Origin of the sequence: Methylorubrum salsuginis (genome assembly GCF_900114375.1) — a bacterium.
GTDB lineage: Bacteria > Pseudomonadota > Alphaproteobacteria > Rhizobiales > Beijerinckiaceae > Methylobacterium > Methylobacterium salsuginis.
Genome location: NZ_FOSV01000007.1, coordinates 77,730 through 96,546, shown reverse-complemented (window position 1 = coordinate 96,546; position 18,817 = coordinate 77,730). Strand labels below are relative to the sequence as shown.

19 protein-coding genes are annotated in these 18,817 nt (G+C 70.2%); 10 read left to right on the top strand and 9 right to left on the bottom strand.

Translation table 11 applies throughout. The features are described from left to right. Window positions 1–222: 222 nt before the first annotated feature. The gene (locus BM140_RS10870; protein WP_091945470.1) at window positions 223–1,026 is read left to right on the top strand and encodes an invasion associated locus B family protein; all 804 of its coding nucleotides are present in this window, start codon (window positions 223–225) and stop codon (window positions 1,024–1,026) included. Window positions 1,027–1,228: 202 nt separating this feature from the next. Here BM140_RS10870 and BM140_RS10865 read toward each other — a convergent pair whose 3' ends face one another. The 6 genes from BM140_RS10865 to BM140_RS10840 all read right to left on the bottom strand — a co-directional run bounded on the left by BM140_RS10865 (window position 1,229) and on the right by BM140_RS10840 (window position 7,381). Further along, on the bottom strand, window positions 1,229–1,918 hold the full coding sequence (locus tag BM140_RS10865; protein WP_091945467.1) for a DJ-1/PfpI family protein: 690 nt from the start codon (window positions 1,916–1,918) through the stop codon (window positions 1,229–1,231). A gap of 30 nt (window positions 1,919–1,948) precedes the next feature. Beyond that, entirely contained in the window at window positions 1,949–3,082 is a 1,134-nt protein-coding gene (locus tag BM140_RS10860) for a hypothetical protein (RefSeq protein WP_091945463.1), read from the bottom strand. Continuing rightward, window positions 3,079–3,924, bottom strand: coding sequence for an SGNH/GDSL hydrolase family protein (locus BM140_RS10855; protein WP_091945731.1), 846 nt, complete (start codon window positions 3,922–3,924; stop codon window positions 3,079–3,081). The genes BM140_RS10860 and BM140_RS10855 overlap by 4 nt, the downstream gene beginning before the upstream one ends. 312 nt (window positions 3,925–4,236) lie before the next feature. Next, window positions 4,237–5,436, bottom strand: coding sequence for a DNA-processing protein DprA (dprA, locus tag BM140_RS10850; protein WP_091945460.1), 1,200 nt, complete (start codon window positions 5,434–5,436; stop codon window positions 4,237–4,239). A gap of 29 nt (window positions 5,437–5,465) precedes the next feature. Further along, window positions 5,466–6,074, bottom strand: coding sequence for a glycerol-3-phosphate 1-O-acyltransferase PlsY (gene plsY / locus BM140_RS10845; RefSeq protein WP_091945457.1), 609 nt, complete (start codon window positions 6,072–6,074; stop codon window positions 5,466–5,468). Continuing rightward, entirely contained in the window at window positions 6,071–7,381 is a 1,311-nt protein-coding gene (locus tag BM140_RS10840; protein ID WP_091945453.1) for a dihydroorotase, read from the bottom strand. Before BM140_RS10840 ends, plsY begins: the two co-directional genes overlap by 4 nt. Window positions 7,382–7,622: 241 nt before the next feature. On the opposite strand from BM140_RS10840, the gene gatC reads away from it, so the two are divergent. The 4 genes from gatC to BM140_RS10820 all read left to right on the top strand — a co-directional run bounded on the left by gatC (window position 7,623) and on the right by BM140_RS10820 (window position 10,785). Continuing rightward, the gene (gene gatC, locus BM140_RS10835; protein WP_091945450.1) at window positions 7,623–7,910 is read left to right on the top strand and encodes an Asp-tRNA(Asn)/Glu-tRNA(Gln) amidotransferase subunit GatC; all 288 of its coding nucleotides are present in this window, start codon (window positions 7,623–7,625) and stop codon (window positions 7,908–7,910) included. Between the two features lie 78 nt (window positions 7,911–7,988). Then, entirely contained in the window at window positions 7,989–9,470 is a 1,482-nt protein-coding gene (gene gatA, locus BM140_RS10830) for an Asp-tRNA(Asn)/Glu-tRNA(Gln) amidotransferase subunit GatA (protein WP_091945447.1), read from the top strand. Between the two features lie 7 nt (window positions 9,471–9,477). Then, complete coding sequence (locus BM140_RS10825; RefSeq protein ID WP_091945444.1) at window positions 9,478–9,789, top strand: hypothetical protein; 312 nt, start codon at window positions 9,478–9,480, stop codon at window positions 9,787–9,789. Window positions 9,790–9,834: 45 nt separating this feature from the next. Beyond that, on the top strand, window positions 9,835–10,785 hold the full coding sequence (locus BM140_RS10820) for a class I SAM-dependent methyltransferase (protein WP_091945441.1): 951 nt from the start codon (window positions 9,835–9,837) through the stop codon (window positions 10,783–10,785). Between the two features lie 50 nt (window positions 10,786–10,835). On the opposite strand, the gene ruvX is transcribed toward BM140_RS10820, so the two are convergent. Both ruvX and BM140_RS10810 read right to left on the bottom strand, forming a co-directional pair. Beyond that, window positions 10,836–11,336 carry a Holliday junction resolvase RuvX gene (gene ruvX, locus BM140_RS10815; RefSeq protein ID WP_091945438.1) on the bottom strand — a complete coding sequence of 167 codons (501 nt, stop codon included), beginning with the start codon at window positions 11,334–11,336 and terminating at the stop codon, window positions 10,836–10,838. Then, window positions 11,333–11,908: an SMI1/KNR4 family protein gene (locus BM140_RS10810; protein ID WP_091945435.1), complete on the bottom strand. Its 576-nt coding sequence runs from the start codon at window positions 11,906–11,908 to the stop codon at window positions 11,333–11,335. The genes ruvX and BM140_RS10810 overlap by 4 nt, the downstream gene beginning before the upstream one ends. A gap of 159 nt (window positions 11,909–12,067) precedes the next feature. Here BM140_RS10810 and BM140_RS10805 point away from each other — a divergent pair, with 159 nt between their 5' ends. Continuing rightward, complete coding sequence (locus BM140_RS10805) at window positions 12,068–12,268, top strand: hypothetical protein (RefSeq protein WP_244535385.1); 201 nt, start codon at window positions 12,068–12,070, stop codon at window positions 12,266–12,268. Between the two features lie 63 nt (window positions 12,269–12,331). Here BM140_RS10805 and BM140_RS10800 read toward each other — a convergent pair whose 3' ends face one another. After that, on the bottom strand, window positions 12,332–13,279 hold the full coding sequence (locus BM140_RS10800; protein ID WP_091945432.1) for an aspartate carbamoyltransferase catalytic subunit: 948 nt from the start codon (window positions 13,277–13,279) through the stop codon (window positions 12,332–12,334). A gap of 271 nt (window positions 13,280–13,550) precedes the next feature. Here BM140_RS10800 and BM140_RS10795 point away from each other — a divergent pair, with 271 nt between their 5' ends. From BM140_RS10795 to topA, 4 genes are all read left to right on the top strand, one after another. Beyond that, window positions 13,551–13,862: a hypothetical protein gene (locus BM140_RS10795; RefSeq protein WP_091945428.1), complete on the top strand. Its 312-nt coding sequence runs from the start codon at window positions 13,551–13,553 to the stop codon at window positions 13,860–13,862. 217 nt (window positions 13,863–14,079) lie between these two features. Then, window positions 14,080–14,892 (top strand): cytochrome b/b6 domain-containing protein, encoded by an 813-nt coding sequence (locus BM140_RS10790; protein WP_091945726.1) that lies wholly within the window; start codon window positions 14,080–14,082, stop codon window positions 14,890–14,892. Continuing rightward, window positions 14,889–15,797, top strand: coding sequence for a molybdopterin-binding protein (locus BM140_RS10785; protein ID WP_091945426.1), 909 nt, complete (start codon window positions 14,889–14,891; stop codon window positions 15,795–15,797). Before BM140_RS10790 ends, BM140_RS10785 begins: the two co-directional genes overlap by 4 nt. Before the next feature lie 150 nt (window positions 15,798–15,947). After that, window positions 15,948–18,665: a type I DNA topoisomerase gene (topA, locus tag BM140_RS10780; RefSeq protein WP_091945423.1), complete on the top strand. Its 2,718-nt coding sequence runs from the start codon at window positions 15,948–15,950 to the stop codon at window positions 18,663–18,665. The last annotated feature ends 152 nt before the right edge of the window (window positions 18,666–18,817 follow it).

Sequence of the window (18,817 nt, the reverse complement as noted above, 5' to 3'; positions counted from 1 at the left end):
GCGCAGGCGTCATGCCTTCGCCTCATTCCGGGGGAAAGCAGGCCGCCCGCTCGTTCGGTCGAGGAACGCATCGCGTTCCCGCCGCGCAAGACGATCCGGCGCACCTCTGGACGAGGGTCGCGCCGCGGTTCGACGGGGCGGGCTCGTTTTCCCAGGAGGCCGGCGCGCGTCAGGACACCGCGCCGCACTTGGTGCGCCATCCGCTGAAGGGTCATAACGCCGATGTTCCTTGCCAAGTCTTCCATGGCCAAGTCTCCTGCGCACGCGCTGCGCGTGGCCGCCGTTCTCGCCATGGCGGGCCTGGGGGCGGGCCTGGGTGGCACCGCGTTCGCGCAGGCCGCCAAGAAGCCCGCGGCCCCCGCCCCGACGCCCGCGCCGGCCCAGTCCCAGCCGGCCGCGCCCGCCGGCCAGCAGGCCCAGCAGACCGGCCCGCAGATCATCAACGTGAAGTCCGAGCCGAGCCAGGCCGACTGGACCAAGGTCTGCGGCAAGGACAACGCCTCGGGCACCGACGTCTGCTACACCACCCGCGACTTCGTGTCGGATTCGGGCCAGCCGGTGATGGCGGTCGCCCTCTACGACATGAAGAATCCGCAGGTGAAGCAGGAGGTGAAGGTCGTCCGCTTCCTCCTGCCGCTCGGCCTGATGCTGGCGCCGGGCATCCGCTTCAGCGTCGACGGCAAGGAGACCACCGCCGGCAAGTTCGCCGTCTGCTTCCCCAACGGCTGCTTCGCCGAGGCCCCGGCCGTCTCCGCCGAGCTTCTGGCCGCCTTCAAGAAGGGCACGACGCTCAACGTCTCGGTGCAGAACCAGACCCAGCGCGAGGTCGTCTTCGCCGTGCCGCTCGCCGGCTTCGGCAAGGCCTTCGACGGCCCGGCCATCGACCCGAAGGTGCTGGAGGAGCAGCAGAAGAAGCTCCAGGCCGAGATGGAGAAGCGCAGCGACGACATGCGCAAGAAGCTGGAGCAGCAGGGCGGCGCCGCCCCCGCTCCGGCCGCGCCTGCCGCCAGCGCCGCGCCGAAGTAAGCGCCAGGCGTCCTGCCTGACCGTATCGCCCCGCCGCGGCTCCCCCGCGGCGGGGTTTTTCGTTTGCAGCACCGTCATCGCGAGGCGGAGGCGAAGCGAGGCGGAGGGCGACTGTACGGCTGCCGCTCAACCGATGCGGCGGGACGCGCATCCCCGCGCCCCGCTGTGCCGGGAGAGGGGGGAGCGGCTGCCGCCGCTGCGGTCAATCCGAACGATCTTGTTTCGAAGCGATCCGCGCCACGATCGCTTCGCGTTCGGCCCGACTCGCCGCGAGCCTTTTCCGCGCGACGGCGGTGACGGCAGGATCCGCGGTCTCGGGGTGGCCGGCGTCGAAGGGCGGGGCCGGGGCGTATTCGTGCTGCAACTGGATCGCCTGGGCGGTGGCCGGATCGGTGAGTTCGGCGGCGAGCGTCAGGGCGAAGTCGATGCCCGCGGTCACGCCGCCGCCGGTCACGAGGTTGCCGTCCCGCACCACGCGGCCCTCCACCGGCACCGCGCCGAAGGCGGCGAGCAGATCGTGCGCGGCCCAGTGGGTCGTGGCGCGCCGCCCCGTCAGCAGCCCGGCGGCGCCGAGCACCAGGGCGCCGGTGCAGACCGAGGTGAGATAGCGGACGCCCGCAGCCTGCCGGCGGACGAAGTCGAGCGTCTCGGCATCCTCCATCTGGGCGTTCACGCCGACGCCGCCCGGCACGCACAGCACGTCGAGGGCGGGACAGTCCGAGAAGGTGATCGTCGGGGTCAGCACGAGGCCGGTGGCGCTGGTGATCGGCGCGAGATTTCTCGCGACGAGATGGACGTTGGTCTCGGGCAGCGAGGCGAACACCTCGTAGGGCCCGGTCAGGTCGAGCTGTTGCACCCGCGGGAAGACCAGAAGGCCGATTTCGAGCGCCATGGTCCCTCCCCTCGCCTGTCGCGCGTCACCCTACCGGAGATAGATCACGCTGTAGAGCGAGGCGCGCAGTTCCGCCTCGTCGAGCCAGACCCGGCCCAAGGCGCATCGTTCGCGGATGCCCGGGCGCATCCGGGCGCAATACTCACCGGTATTGTCCTGCAGGTGGTAGTGGCAGCGCCCGCCGAGCTTGCGGCGGCCGAGGATCGGGCTCGAATGGTCGGCGGCGAGGTCCGGATCCTTGGGGTTGCGCTCCTCCAGCACGTACCAGGAATAGCCGACCACCGGCAGGCGGCCGTGGTCGAGGGCGTAATCGATCATCGCCATCAGGCGGTCCGAGCCCCGGGCGAGGTCCGGATCGCCGGTCCTCGCCCGCTCCATGAAGTCGAGCTGGTTGTCGGCGATTCCGTGCGAGACCGGTAGCAGCGGCACCGGCAGGGGTATGCGGCGGCAGCGTCGCTCGACATGGGCGATCCAGCCGGCGTTGAAGGCGTCGGTGGCGGGATCGCGCAGCCTGTCGACGGTGCCGCCGAGGCTGCGCCAGCTCATCTTCGGAGCGAGCCGGCTCGTCCAGCGTAAGCGCCCGAGCGTGCGGACATGCTGGCCGTAGCCGTCGAACGAGGGCAGGTCGCGGTCCGGGCACAGGCCGCCGAGATTGTAGAGCAGAGCCGCCGCCGCCTCCTGCCCGTCCTCCAGCTTGTCGAAGAACGGCTTTCGCAGAGGGTTGCGCTCCTTGGAGGCTTCCGTGTCGTTGCGGCTTTCGGCGATCTCTTCGGTCAGGTCGGGATTCGCGGCGAGGTAACGGCGCAGGGCCCGGTCGCGGCTGCGAAACAGCCCGGCGGGGTCGGCGAAGTAGTAGCGGGTGGCCACATCGAGCGCCGAGACCGTGACGCCGACCCGCTGCGAGATCATGTCGGCGGTGGCGTAGGCGAAGCAGATCGCGCTGTCGCCCTGGCTCATCGGCGAGCGTGCCGGATCGGGGCTGATCCGCCCATCGAGCGGATGGGTGCCTTGCCGCGCGGGCAGCGCCACGGCCGTCTCGGGGCAGCCCCGGCTCCGGGCATAGGCCGGACGCTCCGGCAGGAGGTGCGTGTCCAGGGCGCTCGCCGGCTCTGCGGCGAGGATGGCCAGCAGCGCGAGGAGAAGCCGGCCCGCGGCCTGCCTCACTCCGCCACCGTCGGGCCCGGCTCCGTGTCCGTCGCCGCCGCATCGGCGCCGCGCACCACTTCCGCGGCGGCCGCCTCGGCAAGCAGGGCGTAGCCGCCATCGGCCATGTGCAGGCCGTCCTTGGCGAAGAGTTCGGAGCGGGTGAGACGGCTCTGGGCGATCCAGCCGCGCATCAGGTCCGAGCGGCGGATCACCGGCACGCCGAGTTCGGCGCCGATGTCGCGCACCGCGTCGCGAAAACGGTCGGCGCCGGGCGTGGCGTCCAGCGCCGGGCACCATTGCGGCTCCATCAGCACCACGTCGATGCCGGCCTCGCGGATGCGCGCGACCGCGGCCTGCGTCGCCTTGCGGAAATGGGTCAGCGAGATGCCGCGCAGGGGATCGTTGCTGCCGGTCTGCCAGATCACGAGGTCGGGCGCCGGCTTGATCACGTCGCGGTCGAGCCGGGCCAGCATCTCGTCCACCGCCTCGCCGCCGATGCCGCGATTGTCGACGAGGATGTCGCCGCCGAGCTGCGGCAGGGCACGGCGCAGCAGCGCCTCCAGGCGGGCCGGGTAGGAGGCGGCGCGGGTGCTGGCGCCGATCCCTTCCGTCGAGGACGATCCGAAGGCGACGATCCGCAGGGGCTCGCCCGTGGCGATGCGGTGGGCGACGCGCGGCAGGCTCCCCGGAACGGGCGCGGGCTCGTCGTCGAACAGGCCGAGATCGATCCGATCCGATACGAGGTCGGCATAGGCGAGGACGGCGGTCGAGGACAGGCTGAGGGCCAGACCGAGGGCCGCCACGCGGGGCCCCCGACGCCATGCGGCGGGGAGAGCCCGGTTCCCGAACAGAATCCGCATCACGGTCGCGTCGTCCTGCAGCCCCACGGCCTCCGGGCAAGGGACCCGAATACCGGCAGGCGGACCTATGCGAGGCCGGTCTTCCACCTGCGACAGACCGGTCCGGGGCGGGTTCCGCCCGGTTGTGGGGAGGGGACGAGGTCGCGGCGGGCCTCGACGGCCTGCCGGAACCAGCATCGGCTTGGCCGATCTTCCCGCTCCTCCGGCAATTTAAGGAAGTGCCGCAGATTCGGGCAAACGAAATAAATTGTGCAAAGGTTAACGGCATTCAATGTGAATTGTGCGGAAAGGGAGCGCACCGGCCCCCGCCCCTCACGCCCGCGACAGCAGCGAGACGGTGCCGCTCCCGTGGCGTTCGATCCGGCCGTCGAGTTCGAGTTCGAGCAGCAGGGAATGCACCACCCGCACCGGCAGGCCGGTGGCGCGGGCGAGCGCGTCGGTGCCGACGGGCGCAGGGCTCAGCGCCGCGAGGAGCCGCGCGCCGGCATCGCCCGACTCGGCGACCGGCGCTTCGAGGAAGGGCGCCGGTTCCTCGTGCAGGGCGGCGACCACGGGGCGCGGGCCTCCGCCGTCGAGATCGATCTCGTCCCAATAATCGGGCGCCTCCGCTTCCGCCCGCTCGGCGACGCCGTCTGGGATGCTTCCACCGCCGGAGATCAGCGGTTCGATGACCGTGAGCACGTGCTCCACCTCCGCCACCAGGGTCGCCCCTTGGCGGATCAGGTCGTTGGTGCCCTCGGCGCGCGGATCGAGGGGCGAGCCCGGCACGGCGAACACCTCCCTCCCTTGCTCGAGGGCGAAGCGGGCGGTGATGAGCGAGCCGGAGCGGCGCGCGGCCTCGACCACGACGGTGCCGAGGGAGAGCCCCGAGATGATGCGGTTGCGGCGGGGGAAGTCGCGTCCCCTCGGCACCCAGCCCATCGGCATCTCGGCGACGAGGGCGCCGCCGGCCTCCAGAATGTCGTCGACGAGGCCCTTGTGGCTGTCGGGATAGATCTTGTCGTGCCCGCCCGCGATCACCGCCACGGTGCCGCCCTTGAGCGAGGCCCGGTGAGCGCGGGCGTCGATGCCGCGGGCGAGCCCCGAGACGACGACGAGACCCGCCTCCGCGAGGCCGGTCGCGAGCCGCTCGGTGAAGGCGAGGCCGGCTGTCGAGGCGTTGCGCGAGCCGACGAGGGCGACCGAGGGTTTGAGGAGGGCGCCGGCCTCGCCGCGCAGCGCGATCAGGGGCGGCGCCGTGTCGGTGGCGTGCAGGCTTTTCGGATACTCCGCCTCGCCCATGGCGAGGTAGCGCACCCCGAGCCGGGCGGCGGCGGCCAGTTCGCGCTCGATCTGGGCTTTCGAGGCCGGGACGATGGGCTTGCCGGTGCGCTGGGTCAGGTCCGGCAGGGCGTCCAAAGCCGCCGCCGCGCTTCCGAAGCGGTTGATCAGCCCGCGGAAGGTGCGGGGCCCGACGCGCTCGGTGCGGATCAGGCGTAGCCAATCGAAGCGCTGCGCGTCGGTGAGCTGCATCGAAAACCCCCTTCGTCCGGGAGTCGGTCTCAGCCCTTCTGCCCGATCCGCCCCTCGGTGCCCGCGGCGAGCCGGCGGATGTTGGGGGCGTGCTTCCACCATAGCAGGGCCGCGAGCACGAGGAAGAGTGCTGCAACGTGCCCGTGTCCCAGCGCCCACAGCACGAGGGGCGTGGCCGCCGAGGCCGCGAGCGCGGCGAGCGAGGAGTATTTCAGCGCGAAGGCGAGGCCGAGCCAGATCGCCGCGAAGGCGAGCAGGGTCGGCGGGCTCAAGGCGATGAGGATGCCGATGAAGGTCGCGACCCCCTTGCCGCCCTTGAACCCGAGCCAGACCGGAAAGAGGTGCCCGAGGAAGGCCCCGAGCCCTGCGGCCAGAGCCGGCCCCTCCCCCCAAAGCCCGGCGATCAGCACGGCCGCCGTGCCCTTGAGCGCATCGCCGAGGAGCGTCGCGGCGGCGAGGCCCTTCCGGCCGGTGCGCAGCACGTTGGTCGCCCCGATATTGCCCGATCCGATCGAGCGCACGTCGCCGAGCCCGGCGACCTTGGTGAGGATCAACCCGAACGGGATCGAGCCGAGGAGATAGCCGAACGCGAGGGCGCCGATGAGCGGCGGCCAGCCGGCCTCGAGAAGGGTGCTCATGCGGCAACCGCGAAAAGATCGGAGCGGTGGACGACCCGGCCGCCGACCAGCGTCAGCACCGCCGCGCCTTGCAGCCGCGCCTCGTCGAACGGCGAGTTCTTGGACCGCGACTTGAGCTGCCGCTTGTCGAGGACGTAGGGCAGATCGGGGTCGATCAGCACGAGATCGGCGGGCGCGCCCGGCGCGAGACGCCCGGCCTCGCGACCGAGGAGGTGGGCCGGATTGGCCGAGAGCGCGGCCAGCAGCCGCTTCAGGCTCACGTCGCCGGTATGGAGCAGCCGCAAGCTCGCGCCGAGCAGGGTCTCGATGCCGAGCGCACCGTCGGCGGCCTCGGCGAAGGGCAGACGCTTGGTCTCGACGTCCTGCGGGTTGTGGTCGGAGACGATCACGTCGATCACGCCCTCGTTCAGCGCGGCGATCACCGCCTGCCGGTCGTCTTCGCGGCGTAACGGCGGCGAGAGCTTGCAGAAGGTGCGGTAGTGGCCGATGTCGCCCTCGTTCAGCACGAGGTTGTTGACCGAGACGCCGCAGGTGACCGGAAGCCCCGCCTCCTTCGCCCGCCGGACGATCTCGACGGAATCGGCGCAGGAGATCATCGCCGCATGGTAGCGCCCTCCCGTGAGCCGCACGAGGCGGATGTCGCGCTCCAGCATGATCGTCTCGGCCTCGCGGGGCACGCCCATCAGGCCGAGGCGGGAGGCCATCTCGCCCTCATTCATCACGCCTTCCGCGGCGAGATCCGGCTCCTCGACATGCTGCATCAGCAGGGCGCCGAAATCGCGGGCATAGGTGAGCGCGCGACGCATCACCTGCGCGTTCGTCACCGCCTTGAGACCGTCGGTGAAGGCGACGGCGCCGGCTTCCTGCAACAGGCCGAACTCGGTCATCTCGCGCCCCGCCAGACCCTTGGTGATGGCGGCGGCCGGCAGGACGTTGACGCAGGCCGTGTCGCGGGCGCGGCGCAGCACGAAGTCGACGATGGGCGGCCCGTCGATCACCGGATTGGTGTCGGGCATGCAGACCAGCGTGGTCACGCCGCCGGCCGCCGCGGCGGCGCTCGCCGAGGCCAGGGTCTCCCGGTGCTCCGCGCCGGGCTCGCCGACGAAGGCGCGCAGATCCATCAGGCCCGGCGCCAGCACGTGCCCGCCGCAATCGATTTTTTGTGAGCCTTCCGGCGCGCCGGGGGCGGCGCCCCAGGCGACACCCTGGATGCGGCCGTCCCGCACCAGCACGGCGCCGGGCCCCTCGCGACCGGTGGCCGGATCGAGCAGTTGGGCGTTCGAGAGGAGGAGCGGAGCGGTGGTCATCGGCTCTCTAGCATTGTCCCCGCGGGTGCGGATCGGGGCCACGACGCGGCCGGGCATCCGCCGGAAAGCGGGACTTCGGTAAACCAGTGCTTCCACCAGGGCCAGAGCCCCGGCGTCGGATCGTGCCCCATCCCCATCTCCGTGCCCCCCTCCGTTGCCGGGCCGCGAAAGCCGGTGCTATAGCCCGGCCGATGCCGGGCGGGCTCGTCCGCCTGGGCTTTTCGAACGTTTCACGGGCGGCATGTCGGTCGACGAGAAGACGGTACGGCGCATCGCGCATCTGGCGCGCATCGCGGTCACGGACGAGGAGGTCGGCCCGCTCCAGGGCGAGCTCAACGCCATCCTGGCCTTCGTCGAGCAGCTCGGCGCGGTCGATGTCACCGGCGTCGAGCCGATGACCTCGGTGACGCCGATGCGCATGAAGAAGCGCGAGGACGTCGTGAACGACGGCGGCCGGGCGAGCGACATCGTCGCCAACGCCCCCGACACCGAAGACAATTATTTCCTCGTTCCCAAGGTCGTCGAGTAGCCTCTTGCGACTCGGCGGAGCGACGGCTCCGGCGAGCGGCTGCCCCCGCGGGATTCGGTACGGCGATCTGGAACGCTCATGACGGCACTCAACGAACTCACCCTGGCCGAGGCCCGCGACGGGCTGAAGGCGAAGGATTTCTCTGCCCGCGAGATCGCGCAGGCGCACATCGACGCCATCGAGAAGGCGGGTGTGCTCAACGCCTACATCGTGGGAACGCCCGACCGCGCGCTGAAGATGGCGGAAGTCTCCGACGAGAAGATCGCCAAGGGCGAGGCCCGGCCCCTCGAAGGGCTGCCGCTCGGCATCAAGGACCTGTTCGCCACGCAAGGCGTCCACACCACCGCGGGCTCCAAGATCCTCGAAGGGTTCGAGCCGCATTACGAATCGAACGTCTCGACCCAGCTCTGGCGCGACGGCGCGGTCATGCTGGGCAAGCTCAACCTCGACGAGTTCGCCATGGGCTCGTCGAACGAGACCAGCGCCTACGGCAAGACGATCTCGCCCTGGCGGCGCAACGGCTCCGACGCGGCGCTCGTGCCCGGTGGTTCGTCGGGCGGCTCGGCGGCGGCGGTCGCGGCGCATCTGTGCCTGGGGGCCACCGCCACCGACACCGGCGGCTCGATCCGCCAGCCCGCCGCCTTCACCGGCACGGTCGGCATCAAGCCGACCTACGGGCGCTGCTCGCGCTGGGGCATCATCGCCTACGCCTCCTCCCTCGATCAGGCCGGGCCGATCGCCCGCACGGTGCAGGATTGCGCGATCCTGCTCGGCTCCATGGCCGGGCACGACCCGCGCGACACCACCTCGGTCGATCTGCCCGTGCCGGACTTCGAGGCCGCGATTTCCCGCGGCGTGAAGGGGCTGACCATCGGCATCCCGAAGGAGTACCGGGTCGAGGGCATGCCCGAAGAGATCCTGCGGCTGTGGGACCAGGGCGCGGAATGGCTGAAGGCCGCGGGCGCGACGATCAAGGAGATCTCGCTGCCGCACACGCAATACGCGCTGCCGGCCTATTACATCGTCGCCCCGGCCGAGGCCTCCTCGAACCTCGCCCGCTACGACGGCGTCCGCTACGGCCTGCGGGTGCCGGGCAAGGACATCGCCTCGATGTACGAGAACACCCGCGCGGCGGGCTTCGGCCGCGAGGTGAAGCGCCGCATCATGATCGGCACCTACGTGCTCTCGGCGGGCTATTACGACGCCTATTACGTGCGGGCCCAAAAAATCCGCACGCTGATCAAGCGCGACTTCGAGCAGGCCTATGCCGCGGGCGTCGATGCGATCCTCACGCCGGCCACCCCCTCGGCCGCCTTCGGCCTCGGCGAGATGGCCAGCGCCGACCCGGTGCAGATGTACCTCAACGACGTGTTCACCGTGACGGTGAACATGGCCGGCCTGCCCGGTATCGCCGTGCCCGCGGGGCTCGATTCGCAGGGCCTGCCCCTCGGCCTCCAGCTCATCGGGCGGCCCTTCGACGAGGAGACTCTGTTCGCGGCGGCCCAGACCATCGAGGACGCGGCCGGGCGGATGAAACTCCCCGCCGCGTGGTGGGCTTGAGCCCGGTATGAACACCGCTCCTCCCGTCGTCCCGGTCTACCCGTTCTCGGTCTGGATCCTCGCCGGCTTCGATCCGGTGCTGATCGCGGTCGCATTCATCCTCGGCTGGAAGGCCGATCAGTTCGGCAAGGTGTTCATCGCGGCGATTGCCGCGCTGGCGATCTCGGTGCTGTTCGCCTGGATCGTGACCAAGATCGGCCTGCCCTGGCCGGCCCCGGTCGCCGCCGACATGCCGACCTTCTTCCCCGTCCGCACGGTCGCGGCCTTCCTGTGGGCGGCGGCCGGCTACGGCGCGCGACGGGTGGTGAAGCGGGGCTGACGTCCGGCTTGTGCCGCGCCCGCTTCCGCCGCAGAAACGGGCGCCATGGTTTCTCCGACCCCTCCGACACCACACCCGCCCTGCCCGGTCACCGGTGAGCCCGCGACCCGGCTCGTGCAGTGGGTCAGCGCCCGCCTGCTGACCGACCTCTGGCGCTACACCTTCAAGGTCGATGTGCGCCCGAGCTTCAAGGGCACACGCCGGTTCGGGCTGTGGGAGTCGCCGACCGGGCTCTACTTCTTCGATCCGATGGTCCAGGGCGATGCCGGCTTCTACACCAGCCTCTATGCCCGTCTGAACATCCGCCACTATCCCCGCGAGGGCCATCCGCGGGCCGAGTTCCGCCTCGCCGCCCGGCACGTGGCCGAGGGGGCGCGGGTCCTCGATGTCGGCTGCGGCTTCGGCGCCTTCCGCCACGAGGTGCGCCACGCCCGCTATACCGGGCTCGATCCGCACTTCTCGGGCGAGCCGGGCTCGGACTGGGCCCGGATCGAGACCCTGACGGACCATCTGAAGGGCCATGAGGGCGCCTACGACGTGGCGAGCGCCTTCCAGGTGCTGGAGCATGTCGAGGACCCGGTCGGCATGCTGACCGACATGGTCCGCGCCGTCAGGCCCGGCGGTCAGGTGATCATCGGCGTGCCGCACGTGCCGGCGGCCCATACCCGCATCCCGAACTACCTGATCAACGCCGTGCCCCATCACCTGACATGGTGGACCAAGGACGCGCTTCTGGCGATCGCGGGCCGGGTCGGGCTCGTGAACGCGCGGGTCGAGACGGCGCCCTGGGCCGATGTCGACGGGCTGGTCTACTGGATGGAGCGGTGCTCGCCGGTGAAGTGCCGCGACCGGCACTACCGGCATTCCTGGGCCTGGCACGCCTCGGCGCTGGTCGGCTTCCTCGCCGGCTGGGTGATGTGGAAGATCAAGCCGGTGCCCAAGACACGCGACGAGGGTGCCTCGCTGCTGCTGGTGGCGGAGAAACCCGCAGGCTAGAGCATCGTCCCGAAAGGTGGTTTCCGGCTTTCGGAAAAAGACGATGCGGTTCAAGGATCTAGAGCATCGTCGAACCCGACGCTCGGCACCATCCCGCCCATCACGTCAAGGCAGGCTTGCAGGATGTAGGCGGCGGCGAGCTTGTCCACGAGTTCGCCCCTTCGCGCCCGCGAGGCGTCGGCCTCCAAGAGCGTGCGAGTGACGGCGGCGGTCGAGAGCCGCTCGTCGAAGAACAGAATCGGCAGGGGCAGGATCGGCTTCAGGTTGCGGGCGAAGCTCCGGCTCGACTGGGCGCGGGGGCCTTCCGTGCCGTCCATGTTGAGCGGCAGGCCGATCACCAAGCCCCCCACCCCATGCTGGGCGCAGAGCGCGGCGAGGCGCTGCGCATCCGGCGTGAACTTGACCCGCCGGATCGTCTCCAGCGGCGAGCCGATCCGGCGGCCGACATCGGACAGCGCGACCCCGATGGTCTTGGTGCCGAGATCGAGCCCGATCAGGCGCGGCTGCCCGGCGGAGGCCTCGGCGAAGGCGGCGATCTCGTCCCGGTTCACGCGTCCGTCGTCCCAAGCCGTTCGAGGGCGTCCGCGTCGTCCCCCTCGAAGGTCGCGGGCAGCGGGCCGGCGCCCTCGCCGAGGATGTGCAGCACCTCCAGCCCCTGAAGGCCTCGCACGAACGCGGGCAGATCGGCGCCGCCGAAATGCACGGTCTCGAGATCGGCGCTGAGCACCCAGATGTCGTATTCGGGGAAACCCGGCGTCACGTCGAAGAACAGGAAGTCGCCTCGCGCGGTCTCGCCGAAGAAGCAGGCCCGGTCCATCAGGTCGGCGTCGGCATCGCCCTCCACGGTGAAGCGATGGGGCTCGTCGCCCTCGCCCTTCAGGCCGTCGATGGCGAGCGCGATGCCGTGCGCGATCAGGTGGGCGCGGGCGACGAGGTCGCCGGCCTCCACCGGCACGGGGGTGAACAGGCGAACATGCCCGCCGATCCGCCCGGCGCCGCATTCGCGGGCGAAGCTGCGGTAGCTGCCCGGCAGACTGAAACCGAGTTCGGACTCGGCCCGGGCGAGGTCGGCCTCGCTCGATTGGAGGCCGGGCGCCAGACCCGGGAAGACGCTGTCCCACATCACCAAAAGCCTCCGGCGCTCGCGGCAGGCCGCCGGCTTAGGCCGCGGGCGGGCGCCTTGTCCACCGCCGTTAACCATCCCGCGTGGTCGAATGCCGAGATGGGGAGCGCTGCGCGCCCGAGAGTGTTAAGGCTTCGTTAACCAACCCGGAGCCGCGCCTTGACCCGCCTGCCGATGCCGGAGACGCCGCACGCCGCGCCCCGCCGCAAGCTGGCGCGTCGCCGGTTGAACCGTCGTCACGTGCTGATGCTGATCCTGGCCTGCGAGGTCGTGGCGGTGGGCGTGGCCAACGCCGACCGCTACCGGCCGCCGGGAATCACGGTCGAGCAGACGGTGACGCACGGGAACGTCATCACGTGAATCGGGCCGCCGGGGGCCGTCGAACGCCCTCAGCCCGACGCGTCGAGGCTGAGAAGAAAAGAATCAGCCGTTCGGGAGATGGGTCGCCAGGGCTTCGAGCACGGCCATGCGCACCGCCACGCCCATCTCGACCTGCTCGCGGATGAGCGATTGCGCTCCGTCGGCGATTTCGGAGGAGATCTCGACGCCGCGGTTCATCGGACCCGGATGCATCACCAGGGCGTCGGGCTTGGCGAGCGCCAGCTTCTCACTGTCGAGGCCGTAATAGCGGAAGTACTCCTTCACCGAGGGGACGAAGGAGCCGTTCATGCGCTCGCGCTGAAGGCGCAGCATCATGACGATGTCGCAGCCCTTCAACCCCTCGCGCATGTTCGTGAACACCTCGACACCCAAGCGGGCGACGCCGGTCGGCAGCAGCGTCGAGGGGCCGATCACCCGCACCCGCGCGCCGAGCGCGTTGAGCAGGAGGATGTTGGAGCGCGCGACCCGCGAATGCAGGACGTCGCCGCAGATCGCCACGGTGAGGCCCTCGATGCCGCCCTTGTTGCGGCGGATCGTGAGCGCGTCGAGGAGCGCCTGGGTCGGATGCTCATGGGCGCCGTCGCCCGCGTTGACGACGGCGCAATCGACCTTGCGGGCGAGGAGATGCACGGCGCCCGCGGAATGGTGGCGCACCACGATGATGTCGGGCCGCATGGCGTTGAGCGTCGCGGCGGTGTCGATCAGGGTCTCGCCCTTCTTCACCGAGGAGGAAGCGACCGACATGTTCATCACGTCGGCGCCGAGCCTCTTGCCGGCGAGTTCGAACGAGGATTGCGTCCGCGTCGAGGGCTCGAAGAACAGGTTGATCTGGGTGCGGCCGCGCAGGACGTTGCGCTTCTTCTCGACCTGGCGCGACAGGGCCACCGCATCGTCGGCGCGGGCGAGCAGGGCCTCGATGTCCGGCCGGCTCAGGCCCTCGATGCCGAGCAGGTGACGGTGCGGGAAGGCGGGTGCGATCTCGGCGGTCATGCTGCGGTTCCGGCGTCCGCCGTGGCTATAGGGGGGGGCGAAGGCCCCGGCAAGGCGCCCTTCGGGCATGGTCCCGGTTCCTGCGCGCACGCTCGGGAGATGTCCTTCATCCCGGTCGCGATGAAGAGAATTTTCTGATGCTCGCGAGGCCGTGAACGAGGAAATTTTGAACGTTTCGGCGGTCCGCCCGTTGCCAGCCTGTCCGCGAGCACGGCGGCTCGGGTGCGGTCACGCCCCGAACCGCCCCGTTCGCCGAACCGAAAGGAATGCCATGAACGCTCGACTTCTCCTCACGGCCGGCGCCCTCTCGCTCGGGCTCGGCCTGTCGTCGGGAGCCTTCGCGCAGGGCATGCAGCCCGGAGCCGACCCGAGCATGGGTGGCCAGATGGGCGGCCAGATGCAGCAGGGCCAGATGGGCGACGACATGGGCCAGGCGCAGCGCCCGATGAAGCGCAGCTCCAAGAAGATGAAGAAGCCCATGAAGAGCAAGAAGATGATGCGGTCCAAGCGGATGAACTCCGGGATGGATTCGCAGGGCGGCATGGGCGCCCAGGGTGGCATGAGCGGCCAGGGCGGCATGTAGTCTTCTCGCCCGGCGCCCCGCGCCGAGTTAGTTTGAAAGCGCCCGTCCGGTTCGACCGGGCGGGCGTTGTCGTGTGACCGGGACGAGGAACGCCGCCGTGGCCGCAGGAACCGCGTTGGGCAAGGACGCCCTAGGCAAGGGCGCTCACGGCAAGGGCGCTCATGGCAAGAGCGCCCTGGGAAAGGGCGAGGTCGTCGAGACCGTGCGCCGCCGCTGGATGTTCCGCCATCCCCTGGTGATCCGGCTCGCGCACTGGATCAACGTGGTCTGCCTCGCGGTCCTGCTGATGAGCGGGCTGCAGATCTTCAACGCCCATCCGGCGCTGTACTGGGGCGCGGCTTCGACCTTCGACAAGCCGTTCGTGGCCATCACCGACGACCAGCGCGACGACGGCTCGGCGCGCGGCGTCACTTACGTCGCCGGCAAGTCCTTCGACACCACCGGCTGGCTGGGGCTGTCGAACCACAACGGCGAGGCGACGGGCCGCGCCTTTCCGTCCTGGGCGACGCTGCCGGCGCATCAGGACCTCGCCACGGGCCGGCGCTGGCACTTCCTGTTCGCCTGGGCCTTCGTGATCAACGGGCTGATCTACCTCCTCTACGGCATCGGCAGCGGCCAGTTGCGCCGCCGCATCATCCCCGACGGCGACCAGATGCGGGGGCTTGGCGCCTCGATCCGCGAGCACCTGACGCTGCACTTCGCGCAAGGCGACGAGGCCAAGCGCTACAACGTGCTGCAGAAGCTCACCTATCTCGTCGTGGTGCTTGGGCTGCTGCCGCTGATGCTGCTCACGGGCCTGTCGATGTCGCCCGGATTCAACGCCGTGGTGCCGCTGCCCAACCTGTTCGGCGGGCGCCAATCGGCCCGGACCGTCCACTTCATCGTCACGAACCTCTTGGTGCTGTTCGTGATCGTCCACGTCCTGCTCGTGCTCGCCTCCGGCCTGTGGAACAACATGCGCAGCATGCTGACCGGCTGGTACGTCATCGAGCGCCGCAAGTTGCCCGCCGGCCCGGAAGAGATCCGATGATGCGCCGCCTCGCTCGTCCCCTCCCCCATCGGCGCGGCTTCCTCACCGCCGCCGCGGGCCTCTTCGGCGTCTCGGCGCTCGGCGGCTGCGACCGCTTCGCCGTGACGCCGCGGGGCCGCCAGACGCTCAAGCTCGGCGAGGACGCCAACCTCTACGTCCAGCGCCTGCTGCTGACGCCGGCATCGCTCGCCAAGGAATTTCCGGATTCGGACATCTCGCCCTGGTTCAAGCCGAACGGGACGATCGACCCGCAGGACCGGGACTACAAGACGCTGGCTTCGAAGAACTTCGAGGATTGGAAGCTGCGAGTGGACGGTCTCGTCGAGACCCCGCAGGCCTTCTCGCTCGCCGACCTGCGGGCCATGCCGGCCCGCACCCAGACCACGCGCCACGACTGCGTCGAGGGCTGGAGTGCCATCGGCAAGTGGACCGGCGTGCCGCTGGCCGAGGTCCTGAAGCGCGCCGGTCTGAAGCCGCAGGCGCGCTACGTCGTGTTCCACTGCGCCGACACGATGGAATTCGCGATGAGCGGCGACACCGAGACCACCAACCCGGACATGACCGCCCGCACGGAGGGCGAGGAGAACCAAGCCAGCGACTCGAAGGCCGCCGGGGCCGAGGCGCCGGACCCGGAGGAGCCCAAGGGGATTCCGATCCGCTACTACGAGAGCATCGACCTCACCGACGCCTACCACCCGCAGACCATCCTGGCCTACGACCTGAACGGCAAGGCGCTGCCGGTCTCGAACGGTGCGCCGCTGCGTCTCAGGGTCGAGCGCCAGCTCGGCTACAAGCAGGCCAAGTACCTCATGCGGATCGAGGTGCGGGACACGCTCAAGGGTGTCGGCGAGGACGGCGGCGGTTACTGGGAGGACCGCGGCTACGAATGGTACGCGGGGATCTGAGCCCGCGTCCGGCCCGAGTGCCGATTTGACAACCCGGCCCCGGTCACCCACTTCTGCGCGGCGCGAGCCCCGGCCGTCGACGGATGTCCGGTCGGCGTTTGATCCCCAAAACCGTCCCCGCGGTGAGGCTCTGGCGAGAGGCAGAGGTTCATGAAAGTCGTCGTCGTCGAGTCGCCGGCCAAGGCCAAGACGATCAACAAGTACCTGGGGAGCGACTACGAGGTTCTGGCCTCCTTCGGTCACATCCGCGATCTGCCGGCCAAGGACGGCTCGGTCGATCCGGAGGCCGATTTCGCGATGATCTGGGAGCTTGAGGATCGCGGTTCGAAGCGCGTCTCCGAGATCGCCCGCGCCGTGAAGGGCGCGGAGAAGCTGATCCTCGCCACCGACCCGGATCGCGAGGGCGAGGCGATCTCCTGGCACGTCATCGAGGCGCTCAACGCCAAGAAGGTGCTCAAGGGGATCCCGGTCGAGCGGGTGACCTTCAACGCCATCACCAAGGCGTCGGTCGATGCGGCGATGCGCAAGCCCCGCGAGATCGATCAGGCGCTGGTCGATGCCTATCTCGCCCGGCGCGCCCTCGATTACCTCGTCGGCTTCAACCTCTCCCCCGTGCTGTGGCGCAAGCTCCCCGGCGCGAAGTCGGCGGGCCGCGTGCAGTCGGTGGCGCTTCGCCTCGTGGTCGAGCGCGAGATGGAGATCGAGCGGTTCAAGCCGCGCGAGTACTGGTCGCTGGTGGCCACGCTCTCGACCGAGAAGGGCGGCGTGTTCGAAGCTCGGCTCGTGGGCGCCGACGGCAAGCGCATCCAGCGCCTCGACATCGGCAACGGCGAGGAGGCGGCGGCCTTCAAGCGCGATCTCGAACTCGCGACCTTCCAGGTCGCGTCGGTCGAGGCCAAGCCCGCCAAGCGCCATCCGCAGCCGCCCTTCACGACTTCGACGCTCCAGCAGGAGGCCTCCCGCAAGCTCGGGATGGCGCCGGCCCAGACCATGCGGGTCGCCCAGAAGCTCTACGAGGGCGTCGATGTCGGCGGCGAGACGGTGGGCATCATCACCTACATGCGGACCGACGGCGTCGACATGGCGCCGGAGGCGATCGCCGATGCCCGCCGGGTGATCGGCAAGGAATTCGGCGACAAGTACGTGCCGGGCGCGCCGCGCAAGTACTCGGTGAAGGCCAAGAACGCGCAGGAGGCCCACGAGGCCGTGCGCCCGACCGATATGGGCCGGCTGCCGAAATCGGTCGCCCGCTTCCTCGAACCGGAGCAGGCCAAGCTCTACGAGCTGATCTGGACCCGCACCGTGGCGAGCCAGATGGAATCGGCCGAGTTCGAGCGCACCACCGTCGACATCGCCGCCAAGGTCGGGCCGCGCCATCTGGAGCTTCGCGCCACCGGTCAGGTCGTGACCTTCGACGGCTTCCTCGCGCTCTATCAGGAGGGCAAGGACGACGAGGAGGACGAGGACGGCAAGCGCCTGCCCGCGATGAAGGCGAACGATCCGCTCAAGCGCGAGCGCATCGCCTCGACCCAGCATTTCACCGAGCCGCCGCCGCGCTATTCCGAGGCCAGCCTCGTGAAGCGGATGGAGGAACTCGGCATCGGCCGGCCCTCGACCTACGCGGCGGTGCTGCAGACCCTGCGCGATCGCGAATACGTCAAGATCGAGAAGAAGCGCCTCCAGCCGGAGGACAAGGGTCGCCTCGTCACCGGCTTCCTCGAAAGCTTCTTCAAGCGCTACGTCGAGTACGATTTCACCGCGAGCCTGGAGGAACAGCTCGACCGGGTCTCGAATGCCGAGATCGACTGGCGGGCGGTGCTGCGCGACTTCTGGCGCGACTTTTCCGCGGCCATCGGCGGCACCAAGGAGTTGCGCGTCGCCGAGGTGCTGGAGGCGCTCAACGGCCTGCTCGGGCCGCACATCTTCCCCGACAAGGGCGACGGCTCGGACCCGCGCAGTTGCCCGACCTGCGGCGCGGGCCAGCTCTCGCTCAAGCTCGGCAAGTTCGGCGCCTTCATCGGCTGCTCGAACTACCCCGAATGCAAATACACCCGCCAGCTCTCGGCCTCCGCGGTCGAGGGCGAGGGCGACGGCACGTCCGGTGAGGGCGGCCAGCCGGGCGTGCGGGTGCTGGGCGAGGATCCGGCGACGGGCCTGCCGGTCAGCCTCCGCGACGGCCGGTTCGGCCCGTTCGTGCAGCTCGGCGAGGCCTCGGCCGAGAAGGGGGCGGAGAAGCCCAAGCGCTCCTCCCTCGCCAAGGGCATGACGCCGTCCTCCGTCACCCTCGAAGTGGCGCTCAAGCTGCTGTCGCTGCCGCGCGAGGTGGCCAAGCACCCCGAGACCGGCGAGCCGATCCTGGCCAATATCGGCCGCTACGGCCCCTACGTGCAGCACGGGAAGACCTACGCCAATCTGGGCAAGGACGACGACGTGCTGGAGGTCGGGGCGAATCGGGCCATCGACCTCATCGTCGCCAAGGAGCAGGGCGGCGGGCGCGGCGGCCGGGGTGCGGCCGATCCGGGCCGGGTCGTCGGCAAGGATCCGGGTGGGCTCGACCTCGTGGTCAAGGCCGGCAAGTACGGCCCCTATGTCAGCGACGGCTCGGTCAACGCCACGCTGCCGAAGTCGGTATCGGCCGAGAACCTGACGCTGGCGCAGGCGATCGAGCTGATCGAGGCCAAGCGCGCGGCCGGCGGCGGCAAGAAGCCGGTGCGCAAGACGGCGGCGCGGAAGACGACGGCGAAGGCCGCGGATTCGGCGGACGCCGCACCGAAGGCGAAGAAGCCCGCGGCGCGGAAGACGCCTGCGAAGGCGGGTGCGGCCAAGGCAGCGGCGAAGCCCGCGGCCCGCAAGACAAAGGCGGGCTGACGGTTACCGCGTCGAGCGCGGGTCCCCTCCCTCTTGTGGGGAGGGGTTCGGGGTGGGGGTCGGGCAGACGGCACCGCCCCGCCCCATCCTGAGCCACCTTCACCTCCTACCTCCTCCCCACAAGGGGGAGGAGAACGCCTTTTTCGGCGATC

Coding starts and splice junctions, on each gene's coding strand:
- dprA (WP_091945460.1), bottom strand. CDS start 5,436: ATGCAGCTCACCGACGCGCAGCGCTTCGATTGGCTACGCCTGATCCGC.
- BM140_RS10825 (WP_091945444.1), top strand. CDS start 9,478: ATGAACACCGCTCCTCCCGTCGTCCCGGTCTACCCGTTCTCGGTCTGG.
- BM140_RS10870 (WP_091945470.1), top strand. CDS start 223: ATGTTCCTTGCCAAGTCTTCCATGGCCAAGTCTCCTGCGCACGCGCTG.
- BM140_RS10810 (WP_091945435.1), bottom strand. CDS start 11,908: ATGTGGGACAGCGTCTTCCCGGGTCTGGCGCCCGGCCTCCAATCGAGC.
- gatA (WP_091945447.1), top strand. CDS start 7,989: ATGACGGCACTCAACGAACTCACCCTGGCCGAGGCCCGCGACGGGCTG.
- gatC (WP_091945450.1), top strand. CDS start 7,623: ATGTCGGTCGACGAGAAGACGGTACGGCGCATCGCGCATCTGGCGCGC.
- plsY (WP_091945457.1), bottom strand. CDS start 6,074: ATGAGCACCCTTCTCGAGGCCGGCTGGCCGCCGCTCATCGGCGCCCTC.
- topA (WP_091945423.1), top strand. CDS start 15,948: ATGAAAGTCGTCGTCGTCGAGTCGCCGGCCAAGGCCAAGACGATCAAC.
- BM140_RS10790 (WP_091945726.1), top strand. CDS start 14,080: ATGTTCCGCCATCCCCTGGTGATCCGGCTCGCGCACTGGATCAACGTG.
- BM140_RS10800 (WP_091945432.1), bottom strand. CDS start 13,279: ATGACCGCCGAGATCGCACCCGCCTTCCCGCACCGTCACCTGCTCGGC.
- BM140_RS10785 (WP_091945426.1), top strand. CDS start 14,889: ATGATGCGCCGCCTCGCTCGTCCCCTCCCCCATCGGCGCGGCTTCCTC.
- BM140_RS10855 (WP_091945731.1), bottom strand. CDS start 3,924: ATGCGGATTCTGTTCGGGAACCGGGCTCTCCCCGCCGCATGGCGTCGG.
- BM140_RS10840 (WP_091945453.1), bottom strand. CDS start 7,381: ATGACCACCGCTCCGCTCCTCCTCTCGAACGCCCAACTGCTCGATCCG.
- BM140_RS10865 (WP_091945467.1), bottom strand. CDS start 1,918: ATGGCGCTCGAAATCGGCCTTCTGGTCTTCCCGCGGGTGCAACAGCTC.
- BM140_RS10795 (WP_091945428.1), top strand. CDS start 13,551: ATGAACGCTCGACTTCTCCTCACGGCCGGCGCCCTCTCGCTCGGGCTC.
- BM140_RS10820 (WP_091945441.1), top strand. CDS start 9,835: ATGGTTTCTCCGACCCCTCCGACACCACACCCGCCCTGCCCGGTCACC.